Raw genomic sequence first — 11897 nt, forward strand, 5'->3', positions numbered from 1 at the left:
GAGAAGAATTAGAACTCGCGCTTCTCGCGAATGCGAGCAGCTTTACCGTGACGGTTGCGCATGTAGTACAGCTTTGCACGGCGCACATCGCCCCGGCTGACAACCTCAATCTTCTCGATCACCGGAGAGTGAACCGGGAAGGTACGCTCAACACCAATACCGAACGAAATCTTGCGAACGGTGAAGGTCTCGCGCACACCCGCGCCCTGGCGGCCAACAACGAAGCCCTTGAAAACCTGCACACGGCGGTTCTTACCTTCAACAATGTTCACGTGAACGTTAAGAGTGTCGCCGGGGGCGAACTCGGGAATGTCGTCACGAAGGGACTTCTTGTCGATAAAGTCGAGAGTCTGCATTGATTAGATCTCCTGAGCCACCTGCCGCAGGTCAAATAGGCTCGGTTGCCCACCCATAAGATTCATGGAGGGGTACTCACTGCGTGGGGCAGGATTGGTGCCCCACGGTTCACGCTGTTACGGTCGCTCTTCCCCCTGCGGCAGGGGCGTGCCCAGCGTGAACACAGTTGTGAATTATCGCAGATTCCCCAGCAACACGCAAGATAAGGCACCTACAGCACAAGAGGCACGCTCGATAGTCTCAGCAGTTCCGGCCTCTACGCGGCAGCCTGCGCCTTAGAATCGGTACCGGCTGCAGCAGGACGGGTCCGCGTATCTGCATGTTCGAAGGTCCCATCATTGTCACAGTGCAACCCGTCGTTGTTATCGCATGCCGCATTATTGCGGGCGGGGCCGTCACCCTCGGTTTCAGGCGCGGTTTCAGGGTGCATCCGCACAATACTGTTCCTCGCAATGGGCTCGGCGTGTTCGGGATGCTGCTCATTCTGATTCTGTGGTGCAAGATCCCGCCGTTCCACACCGCGTTCGAATATGCATGTGCCATACCCCAGGTCCACCCCAATCGACTGCGCGTCGATTTCAGCGGAGGAACCGCTGCTGCCGTCTTTATGGGTGAACTGTTTGATCTGCAACCGGCCGGTTAGCAGCACCGGGTGCCCTTTATCGATTGAGGCCGCGATATTCTTCGCCAGCCTGCGGAATGCTGTCACCGTGTACCAGTTTGTACGCCCCTGCTGCCATGTCCCAGAAGCCGCGTCGAACCAGCGGGGCGTACTTGCCACCCGGAAACTTGCCACCGGAACCCCGCTGGGTAGAGCCCGCAGCTCGGGGCGAGTGGCCGCAAACCCGCAGATTGTCACAATGTCACTCATAGTGCAACTCCTAAATATAGTGGGGTAAGAAGTCCCCTTAGAGTTGCAAAGAAAAACCGCTAAAACTAATGCGCACCGCAAACAGTGTGGATATTCCTATCTTTTTCCTGAAGGATTGCAGAAAAATTAGAATATGTGGACAATCTCTTGAAATACTATCCATAATATTTAAAAAATATTCGCATTACGTGCATAATATTTAGTTTTATGACATATCCCCTATAAACCCCAAGCACTCACCAGACAACCGCCCGGCTTCCGCTACGGTGCTCCAGCCCCTATGCTATATACGGCAACGTCGTGTGCACGTGTTAAAAGCACGCACCCGACGACGCCGTGAGCGCTATAGCATCGCCCACAATTGATCCCGCCACCACCCACCCTGGAGAACCCCGTTGAGCCTACCCACCCTTCCCAAAGGACTACATCCCTCCACCATGGACCCCAAAAAGCGGCGTCTGCTGTATACGCTGATCGCTATCGCCGTGGTTATTCTTCTGATTATTGCGGTCATCTATGTGGGCAGGCACGGTACGGGCGGGTTGTTTGAGGCGAACCCCAGTGCTTCCTCATCACCGAACACCGGTGAAGAGGACGAGCCAGACGTCAAAACAGAAACCCTGCAAGAGGTCAAGAACCCCTACGACGCGGTCGATCCCACCACTGCGCTCGCCCCCGATTTAGCGACCGTTAAGAAGGAACTCTCCTCCCTGCCCGTTAAAGAACGGGCCTCAAAGAACGGGTATTCCCGGGAGCAGTTTGGTGCCGCTTGGGAAGACGTGGACAAAAACGGGTGCAACACGCGCGACGATATTTTACGCCGAGACCTGACGGATGTTCGTTTTAAGGCTGGAACACACGCCTGCACCGTGATCACCGGAAAACTGGCTGACCCGTACACCGGTAAAACTATTGATTTTAAGCGCGGCAAGAAAACCTCCAGCGCCGTACAAATTGACCATGTGGTGGCGCTGTCTGATGCGTGGCAGACCGGGGCGCAGGACATTGATGAGCAAAAACGCCGCGAGCTCGCTAATGACCCCGAGAACCTGGTAGCCTCAGATGGCCCCGCAAATATGCAGAAGTCTGATTCTGACGCCTCAGAATGGCTGCCGGGCAACACAGCGTATCGGTGCACCTATGTTGCGCGGCAGGTGCACGTGAAAGCTAAATACAAGCTATGGGTAACCCCCGATGAGAAAAGGGCAATGGAGAACGTGCTCAACTCGTGCAAGAGCACTAACCCCGGCAAGCAAAAAGCCGCAGTTAAGTGATCGGGTGATGCTCCTGCCAACCGACGGGGGCAGGTCACATCCCTGATCTGCCCCAGCTTGTGACCCGCACACTGGTGCCTGTGCAATAATAAAGCCCGCTTGGTTCCGCACAAATATGTGGAACCAAGCGGGCGCTGTTGTGTACCCCAGGAGGGAATCGAACCCCCGACCAAGAGATTAGAAGGCTCCTGCTCTATCCTCTGAGCTACTGAGGCGCATGGCAAGTGATACTTAGCCTAGTTCACTCGTACACGGCGATCGTGCCAAGTGATATTTATAGATTACACCTAAATTTTCAGAACACAGCATAAAACACGAAAACGTTAGGAACACTACACCCCAAACGGCGCCTGTCGTGAGCAACCCTACATTTTTAAGACACGCATCAGCAGTTACAGCACCGAAATGGGAACTATGTGACGCCGCACTCGGTCACACCGGCATTCTGCTCACTACGGCAAAAGCCTGGCACGTATTCTTCAAGGAATGCGCTGCGGGCTTTTGAGCTGCAGTACCCTACGGAGGGCTACTCCCCCGAATTGTTATTGTGCACGGAGGTATCAGCTTGGCCTTCCTGCTGCCTTCTGGAAGCGTCAGCTTTGTGCGCCTGCTTCGATGCTGAGGGGGTCTTGGCGACACGCTGCTTTTTCTGTTCAGACCGTAATAGTTTGGCCGCTGCGTATTCGGCTTTTGCCCGTTTGAGGTTCATGCGGGTGCGCATGCTCCATCGCGGAATATGAGCCAGAAGCATCTTAGGCATGAGGGTGTTACGGGTGAGGGCGTGGGTGCCGGGATCAAGCAGCAGCAGGTACAGCACGTACCCGAGGCATACCAGCCCGGCAATCAGTTGTGCCATGTGTTTATCGAAGTCGAGCAGGTACGGGGATATTGCCAGCTGATCGCTCACCGATAATGCCATAAAGAACACCGTGGTTGCGAAGTACCACATGAGCTGAAAATTTGTGCGAATACCGGTGGCGGCAATCATTGGCAGGGCCCACAGCAGGTACCAGGGCTGGATCATGGGACTCAGCACCAGCATCACAATAATAGCCAGGCCGGCACGGCGCACAATCTCGCGGTCACGCCCGAAGAAGGCAAAAAGTATCGCCCCTGCCATACCGAGCCCTTTACCGATGTACTCAATAATATGCTTGTAATGATCGGCGGTCTCGGGCGAAACACCGGGCGCGGTTACGACGGCCCCAATAACGAGCCCCAGCGGGGTAAACCAGATAAACTGCCCGGCGGTGGTTGACAGCGCACTCACCCACCCAAAGCCTAGCCCGGTTACCGCACCCATGAGCCACATCTCGGTAAATAGCACCATCAGCGATAACGCCCAGTACACAAACCGGCGCGGCCAGCTGGCATATTCCCCAGCCCATAGCAAACCAACGAAAGGAAGCACCACAAGAGCGAGGGGTTTCACGGCAACCCCTAACGCCAACACGGTCACAGCGGCCATACCGCCCCAAAAAGTTCGGTGCCGTTTAGCAATGTACAGGCTGGCGACCATGAAAAGAGTCATCATTGAGTCGTTGTGTCCACTTGAGACGAACGAAGCAATAAACAGGGGGTTCGCGCCCACCTGCCACAGCGTGCGGGTGCGGCTGTAACCATGTTCGCCGGCAAGACCCACAGCATAGTACATAATGCCCAAAAAGCTCAGTGCACTGACTAAACGGAACATAAACAGGGCGGCGTCAATATTACCGTCGGCCACCCAAACAATAAACTGTTCGATCTTAATGAAGACGGGCCCATACGGCGGGGGCGACTGCGCCCACAGGGGGTCGGCTCCGTTTTGGAAGAAGTTGGTGATCTCAGATACGCCGTGCTTATACGGGTCGAGGCCATTGGCGATCACCTGTCCCTGACCGTAGTAGGAGAACATATCACGGCTAAAAAGCGTGAAGGCAAAAAGCTGCGGGGTGCTCCAGCAGGCGATGACGGCGTAGATCCATCGTCTTGATGAGGCGTCGGTCCCAACTTTCTGATAGATGCGCAGCCATTCGCGACACATAATCATGCCGCCTGCCGCCACCAGTACCACGCATGCAATAATCCACGAAGGGTCATAGCGGATGGTCCTAATAATGGAGCTTCGCCAGAAGTCTGAACTATCGGCGAGCCACCCGGACCCATAGGAGCCGAGCATGATCATAATGGACCCGACGGTACCCCAAATGAGGGTGCGCATCCGGTGTTCTTTGCCTTCGCGCCGGTAGTGCTCTAACCGGGTTTCGAGCGTTTGGTGCTCGCTTAACTCGGTGCGACGACCCCGCTGCGTGCGCTTAGTGCGCGACATGAATCACCTCCGCGTTCCTGTTGTGGGCATACCTGTTTCCATGATACCCAAATGAGGCATACTTCTTCGGGCGTGCACTCCCCTGTACAGCGCACTGTTCCCACCTGGTATTTAGGGTTCTGCCTCGGGGCATACGCCCTGTTCTGGAGTGCAAGGGGTAGAGTTAAGGGGTGAGTATTTCAAGTGAACGTATTGTGTGGATTGACTGCGAAATGACCGGCCTTGATGTGGCCAATGACGCGCTCATTGAGGTGGGGGTGTTGGTCACAGATTCTGATCTGAATGTTCTGGGGCAAGGGGTTGAGCTGGTTATTAAACCCGGCCCTGAGGCACCAGCGGGCGCTCTGGAAAACATGAATAGTTATGTGCGCACCATGCACGAGTCTTCGGGCCTGTTAGCTGATATTGAGCACGGGGTGAGCATGGATCACGCGCAGGAGGCGGTACTGAAATACGTGAAAAAGTATGTGCCGGTGGCGGGTAAGGCTCAGCTGGGCGGCAACTCAGTAGGTATGGATAAGCGCTTTTTAGAACGTTATATGCCCGAGCTTATGGCGCACCTGCACTACCGCGTAATTGATGTTTCCACTATTAAGGAGTTGGCCGCACGGTGGTTCCCGGCTGCCCGTTACAGTGCCCCAACGAAGACCGGTAACCACCGGGCGTTGGGCGATATTGTGGACTCTATTGACGAGTTGAAATACTATCGCCGCACAATTTTTGTGCAGGATGGCCCGGATGCGACAGCAGCGGCCCGTATTGCGAGTGATATTGAGAGGGAAAGGGCTGAGCTGAACGCATCAAATTAGCCTCAAAACCTGTGCTGCGTATCACTGAGAATAAATTTGGACAAGAGTTTCAAACTCCTGTAAAGTGGAACTCGCTGCAAACGCGAGGTATCCCTTGCGAGCAAGCATGGTGGTCGTAGCTCAGTTGGCAGAGCGCCTGGTTGTGGTCCAGGAGGTCGCGGGTTCAACCCCCGTCGATCACCCCGAATGAAAGGGTCGTTATGGCAGTAGCCGTAACGGCCCTTCGCTATATCCTATCCCCTCCCGAGCCTACATCTAGCACCCGAGGACCCCATGCGACCCACGATCGAATTCACCGAAGACCACGAGCTTTTCCGTGAGGCGGCACGCGAGTTTATTACTCGCGAAGTGGCCGCCCACTACCCGCAGTGGGAGCGTGAGCACATGATGCCGCGTACTGTCTGGACTGCCGCCGGGGAGGCCGGGCTGCTGGGCCTTGCAGTGCCCGAAGAGTACGGCGGGGCGGGTATGCCTGATTACCACTACCAGCTGGTGCTTACCCAAGAACTTGCGGCCAAAGGGTGCCACGGGTTCGCTCTTGCCGTGCACCTGCAGCAGGACTTGGTACTGCCTTACCTTCTGGCATACGGTACCAAGGAGCAGAAGCAGCAGTGGCTTCCGGCGATGGTCACCGGTGAGCTGGTCACCTCGTGTGCTTTTACGGAGCCGGGTGCCGGGTCGGATCTGCGCGCCTGCCGCACCACAGCCGTGCGTGAGGGCGACGAGTTCATTCTTAATGGGCAGAAGACATTTATTGGTTCGGGTATCTCGGCAGATGCGGCGCTTGTGCTGGCCCGTACCGAAACCGGCAGCACCCGCGGCGGGTCGGGCTCGTTCTCGCTGTTTATGGTGGAGAAATCTTCGGGGTACACGGCAGGCAACCAGCTCGATAAGCTGGGGCTGCGTGCCTCCGATACTGCCGAATTATTTTTTGATAATGTTCGGGTCCCCGCCCAGAACCTTGTGGGTGAGCTCGGGGAAGGGCTGCGGTACGTGAAGGAGCAGCTGCCGCAGGCTCGCCTGGCAATTGCCGCCGCATCCGCCGTGATTGCCCGAACTACCGTTGAGGCAACCGTTTCTTATGTGAAGGAACGGCAGGTTTTTGGCTCCCGTGTGGCTGATTTTCAGAACACCCGGTTCAAACTGGTGGATGCGCTCATGGCCACCGAGACCACCGAGCTGTACGTGAGCCGTGCCATTGACGCGTTTAATGCGGGCGCTTTAAGCGCTACCGAAGCCGCAAAGGTGAAAGTTTTCGCCTCAGAGAACGCCTGCCGTATCACCGATACGTGCCTGCAGCTTTTTGGCGGCTACGCCTATATTAATGAGCATCCCGTGGCGCAGGCTTTTCTTGCCGCACGTCTGCTCCCAATTTTTGGGGGTACGAACGAGGTGCTGCGCGATACTATTGGTTTCGATCTGCTGGATTAACCCGCCCAACCACCACACTACGAAAGGTATCACCGTATGACTGTTCGCCCCATCGTTATTCACGGCAACCCTGTACTTCACCGCCCGGCTGCCCCTGTCACCGCGTTCGATGAGCAGCTCAAAGAGCTCATCGCCGACATGTACGAGACAATGGACGCCTCCCACGGGGTAGGGCTCGCCGCACCGCAGATTGGTGTGGGTCTGCGTTTATTCACCTACCAGATGGAGAATGAGGATGGGGTGCCGCCGCGCGGGGTGGTCGTGAACCCGGTGTTAACTCTCGGGAAAATCTCTGGGGCAGATCCTGACCCGGATACTGAAGAAGAAGGGTGCCTCTCATTCCCCGGGTACGGGTTCCCGCTCAAACGCGCCGAGTGGGTGACGGTCACCGGGTTCGACGGCGAGGGTAATCCGCTGCGCTTTGAAGCGACCGGCTGGTTTGCCCGGTGCATGCAGCATGAGACCGACCACTTGGACGGCAAACTGTACGTGAACCGTCTGAATAAGAAGTGGACCTCCCGCATGAAAAAAGTGGTGAAAAAGGAGGGGTGGACCGTGGAGGGCAATAGCTGGATGCCGGGCGTGGACCCCGATCCTTTCGGTCACTAGGGTGTGGTGCTGTCACGGGGTTTAGAGGTGAGGCAGGATGCCCTATGAGCCGGGTTCTGTCATAGGCGCCTGGTTCTACCGGGTGCCCGGGGCAATCATCTATCTAGGACTCGCGTTGCCGTGAGCCTCAAGCAGTCTACCCGAACACGCACCCCCGCGCGCAGCTGGCGCAGTGGTTCGGGCGCACTACCCTATCATGGCGTGTTCTGTTTGACCTTGCTCCGGATGGGGTTTACCAAGCTGGGCACGTCACCGCACCCACTGGTGGTCTCTTACACCACCGTTTCACCCTTACCGCCCCAAGCTGGGACGGCGGTCTGCTTTCTGTGGCACTGGCCTGCGGGTTACCCCGAGTGGACGTTATCCACCATCCTGTGCTGCGGAGCCCGGACTTTCCTCGAAGCGCACACCAGCTAACGGTGCGTGCCGCGCGATTGCCTGGGCATCCTGCCTCATAGAGTATTCTACCGAAACCGGCGGCGGCACGGTTTACACTGGGTATTATGCTGATTCTTCTGCCACCGTCTGAAGGTAAAACCGCCGCTGAGGCCACGAACGCTCCCGTGCAGTTTGCGGATCTGTCGTTTCCCGAACTCACGGGCGAGCGGGAGACCGTACTGGAGCAGCTGGCTGCTGTTTCGGCGCAGGAAACGGCGTTGGAGCAGCTGAAGGTGGGGGCGTCCTTAGAGGCTGAGGTGCGGCGCAATACGCGTCTGCTTCATGAACCTGCGCACGCGGCAATTCAAACATACACGGGTGTGCTGTTTGAGGCGCTGGACTACGGCAGTTTCTCCCCCGCCGAGCGGCAGTTAGCGCAGCGTACTATTCTGATTTCGTCTGCGCTATGGGGTGTGGTGCGTCCTGAGGATGCGATTCCTGCGTACCGCCTTTCCATGGGTGTGAAGCTGGGTGAGTTGGGGCAGCTGGCTAATTTTTGGCGTGGTGCGCTTAGCTCGGCTTTGGCGCCTGTGGTGGCAGGTGAGCTGGTGCTGGACTGCCGTTCGGCGGCTTACGCGAAGTCGTGGGTGACCCCTGGCGCGCAGACTTTAGCGGTGCGCGTTGAGAGGGTGAGCGCCGATGGCACCCGTAAGGTGGTGTCGCATATGGCGAAGCATTACCGGGGTGAGCTGGCCCGGTACCTGGTGCGCAGTGGTCTGGCCGAGCGTGATTTTACGGCCGATGCCGATGGGGCCGCTGCGCTGGTGGAGGCTTTGGAGGCAAATTGGGATGTTGAGTGGGTGGCCGGAACCGAGCGGAAGGCTGGCACGCTCACCGTACTGATACGGCAGTAACGCTGCGCTGTTTCTCGACAGTGCTTCGCTTTTGGCGTGTGCGCTCATGGCCTCACGTGTTTATTCATAATTACTCCCACTCAAGGCAGTATATGCAGACAGTGTGTCGTTAAATACTTTTTTGGCGCAGTTCCACCCAATAAGCCCCGCTCACACCTCTTATTACCTGCTCCCCTTGTATAGCAGTATAAAAACAATAAAATGCGGTTCGATAAGGCACTTTACCCCAAAATACTCCTCTAAAAAAATTCACTCACTATACCTGTAGAGCCCACCGTAATACTCATAACTATTACATACTTCCCTTCATGAATAGGGTTGCTTTTTGGTAAGCTAAGCACGTCCTAACACACTACTAACATCGGACGGACCCCATGTCTACTTTTTCTTCTAGCAAAGGTGTGAAGAAGAGCGTATGCGCGGTGGCGCTAGTTGGCTCACTCACGTTTACTTCAGCCCCTGCATTCTCTGCACCCTCCCCCAATACGCAGGCCGCCGCATTACCCGCCGCCGGGCAGGCACCCGCGCAAAATGACACCCCAGCCGTCGTTTCTGGCACCATTAACTGGGGGATCAAAGCATCATTCCGCAGTTATATTGGTGAACCTTATGCGGTGGGTGAAGGCGCATCGTACAACGCCAAAGACCTTTTCTCGTTCCCAGCACATCATGCAGTCGTTTCCAATGATGGTAATCAGGTATCGCTGCAGGGCTTCGGTAAAGTCCACTACATTTCGCACTGTACCGACCGCAATAACCCCGAAACTGGGTGCGCCCTGAACCTTACCCTCTCGAACCCGCGCATTGAGTTTGATGCGGTTAAAGGCAGCGGCACCCTGTACATGACGGTGCGCACCAAAAACTACGCCTCCGGGCAGTGGGAAGGCCCGCATGAGATCCCGGTGGCCGCTCTCTCACTGTTGACGGCGCAGCAGCAGGAAAATAACGGCGTGGTCACCTGGACAAATGTGGCAGCTAACCTCACCCCCGAAGGAAACCATGCTTTCTCGAATTTCTATAGTGACGGTGAGGGCCTTGACGCGCTCACTTTCTCCTATGCAGGTAAAAGCGCCCAAGGGTTTACAGGAAGCGGCTACCGCCTGGGGAAAAGCTGGGATTCTGGGGCCGATATTGCCGACCCGCAGAACACTGTGCGGGTAGGTTCGTATCTGTTCCACGCTTCGGGTGCCCGCTTCGGTTCTGATGAGCAGGCCCGCTACTCGGTACTGGAGGCCGATACTCTTCGTGAGGTCAGCTCAGGTACCCTGCCGATGGGTAAAAGTGCCCGATTCGCCGCAAACCCGGATAGCGGTGAGATTATCTTCGCTCATGAGAGCGCAGGGACGGTAGAACGGTATGCCGTGAATGAGCAGGGTGAGCTTGTATCTCGCGGTGCCGTTGCGGGTCTGAGCCTCGCCAAGGGTGAGAATGTGATGGCACTGGGCTATAACGGGGCATCCAAAACGTGGGGTGTTCTTGCTGTCACCGGCTCCGCCCAGGCTCGTTTTATAAGTGTCGATTCCAACGGTGCGGTCACTGTCCAGAAGGCAGACTCGCCCAAGGACTACGATACCGCCATATCCGCAGTGAACGATGTGAGCGAGTACTACGGGGATACTTTCACCGGTGACACCCGCACCCTAGCTGCTTTACCGGATGGTTCGTTCGTGTACGCCCCCAATAAGGTGATACGCGATGCGGCGGACAAGCAGGTTCAGGGCGGACAGCTGGTGCACCTGAGCACCAAGGGCTTCTCGGTGGCGGCAGGTTCAACGGACGATGCCACCGCTAAGGCGTATATGAACGGGCTAATGACTACCCCTGACGGGTACGTGTACCGGTGGAATAACTATGCTCCTGCGGTGAGTGCCGTTCAGGTGCTTGCATATGATGGTTCGTCGTTCAGAACAGTGCGTGCTACCGCGAAGGCCCCGCAGGGTATAGGTGAGCTTGCCTCACTCCTGTCAGCAGGCGATAAAATTGTGGCCGTTGATGCGGCAAATGGCCGCCTCGTGTGGCTGTCTAAAGATCTGTCCGTTGAAAAAGAACTTCCGCTCACGGGCCTGAAGAAGACCGATAAGACCGGTTCCGCCAATGCCCTGGAGCTGCCGAACGGGGATATTATTTACCCCACGATGCTTGAGAAAAATGACGGGTTATCCACAAACCTGTGGCTTAACCGCCTGGTGAAGAGCACCCCCAATCAGCCCCGATCTGAGGATCCTCAGAAACCGCAGGAGCCTCAGCCTCAACCGCAGCGCTTTAGTGATGTACCTGCGACCGACCAGTTCTACTCCGAAGTGCAGTGGTTGGGTTCTCAGAACATCACTACCGGTTACCCGGATGGTACGTTCCGTCCTGGTCAGAATGTTGAGCGTGCTGCGATGGCTGCGTATTTCTACCGTATGGCTGGTTCTCCCGAGGTTACTGTGCCGAAGGAGTCTCCGTTTAAGGATGTGGATCCGTCGTTCCCGTTCTATAAGGAGATTGTGTGGATGCATCAGAGGGGTATTACTACCGGTTATTGGGATGGTACGTTCCGTCCGCATGATCCGGTGAATCGTGATGCGATGGCGGCGTTCTTCTACCGTTATGCTGGTGCTCCGGCGTATACGGCTCCGGTGAACTCACCGTTTAACGATGTGCGCCCCGGCACGATGTTCTACCGGGAGATTACCTGGCTGGCAGCGAAGGGTATTACGAAAGGCTGGTCTGATGGCACTTACCGCCCGGGTGAGCCTATTCACCGTGATGCAATGGCCGCGTTTATTTACCGATACAGGCATCAGGGGTAATACCGCCGACAGGCTGTAGCGTCCAACGAGTGATAACCGAGGTGGCCCCGTGCCATTACTGCCCGCAGCGGCGTAAGGATGGGGCTGCCTCACGGGGTGGCTGGTGTGTAAATACCGGGTATGTCAACAACCTGACTTTTGCACCCAC

Annotated in this window: 9 protein-coding genes, 2 tRNA genes and 1 other RNA gene; 7 read left to right on the forward strand and 5 right to left on the reverse strand. The window is 56.5% G+C overall.

The features are described 5' to 3' along the window. Positions 1–8 precede the first annotated feature (8 nt). Both rplS and D8M41_RS04810 read right to left on the reverse strand, forming a co-directional pair. Positions 9–356, reverse strand: coding sequence for a 50S ribosomal protein L19 (gene rplS, locus D8M41_RS04805; RefSeq protein WP_006887925.1), 348 nt, complete (start codon positions 354–356; stop codon positions 9–11). Positions 357–613: 257 nt separating this feature from the next. Continuing rightward, complete coding sequence (locus D8M41_RS04810; RefSeq protein WP_126926498.1) at positions 614–1228, reverse strand: single-stranded DNA-binding protein; 615 nt, start codon at positions 1226–1228, stop codon at positions 614–616. Positions 1229–1665: 437 nt separating this feature from the next. Between D8M41_RS04810 and D8M41_RS04815 the strand changes: the two genes are divergently transcribed. Beyond that, the gene (locus D8M41_RS04815; RefSeq protein WP_126926577.1) at positions 1666–2502 is read left to right on the forward strand and encodes an HNH endonuclease family protein; all 837 of its coding nucleotides are present in this window, start codon (positions 1666–1668) and stop codon (positions 2500–2502) included. 142 nt (positions 2503–2644) lie between these two features. On the opposite strand, the gene D8M41_RS04820 is transcribed toward D8M41_RS04815, so the two are convergent. Both D8M41_RS04820 and mptB read right to left on the reverse strand, forming a co-directional pair. Then, a tRNA-Arg gene (locus tag D8M41_RS04820) sits at positions 2645–2717 on the reverse strand. Positions 2718–3028: 311 nt separating this feature from the next. Then, positions 3029–4813, reverse strand: a complete 1785-nt coding sequence (mptB, locus tag D8M41_RS04825) for a polyprenol phosphomannose-dependent alpha 1,6 mannosyltransferase MptB (RefSeq protein WP_126926499.1) — start codon at positions 4811–4813, stop codon at positions 3029–3031. Between the two features lie 170 nt (positions 4814–4983). Here mptB and orn point away from each other — a divergent pair, with 170 nt between their 5' ends. The 4 genes from orn (at position 4984) to def (ending at position 7662) form a co-directional block, all read left to right on the forward strand. Further along, positions 4984–5622 (forward strand): oligoribonuclease, encoded by a 639-nt coding sequence (gene orn / locus D8M41_RS04830; RefSeq protein WP_006887898.1) that lies wholly within the window; start codon positions 4984–4986, stop codon positions 5620–5622. A gap of 109 nt (positions 5623–5731) precedes the next feature. Beyond that, positions 5732–5804 (forward strand) — tRNA-His (locus D8M41_RS04835). A gap of 91 nt (positions 5805–5895) precedes the next feature. Further along, a complete protein-coding gene (locus D8M41_RS04840; protein WP_126926500.1) occupies positions 5896–7053 on the forward strand; it encodes an acyl-CoA dehydrogenase family protein in 1158 nt (385 codons plus the stop codon). A gap of 36 nt (positions 7054–7089) precedes the next feature. Further along, on the forward strand, positions 7090–7662 hold the full coding sequence (gene def / locus D8M41_RS04845; protein WP_006887902.1) for a peptide deformylase: 573 nt from the start codon (positions 7090–7092) through the stop codon (positions 7660–7662). Positions 7663–7691: 29 nt separating this feature from the next. Here the strand turns inward: def and rnpB are convergent. Continuing rightward, positions 7692–8112, reverse strand: an RNA gene (gene rnpB, locus D8M41_RS04850) — RNase P RNA component class A. 53 nt (positions 8113–8165) lie between these two features. Between rnpB and D8M41_RS04855 the strand changes: the two genes are divergently transcribed. Next, positions 8166–8954, forward strand: coding sequence for a YaaA family protein (locus D8M41_RS04855; RefSeq protein WP_006887939.1), 789 nt, complete (start codon positions 8166–8168; stop codon positions 8952–8954). A gap of 374 nt (positions 8955–9328) precedes the next feature. Next, positions 9329–11749 (forward strand): HtaA domain-containing protein, encoded by a 2421-nt coding sequence (locus D8M41_RS04860; protein WP_126926501.1) that lies wholly within the window; start codon positions 9329–9331, stop codon positions 11747–11749. The last annotated feature ends 148 nt before the right edge of the window (positions 11750–11897 follow it).

The organism is Rothia sp. HSID18069, assembly GCF_003989155.1.
Taxonomy (GTDB): domain Bacteria; phylum Actinomycetota; class Actinomycetes; order Actinomycetales; family Micrococcaceae; genus Rothia; species Rothia aeria.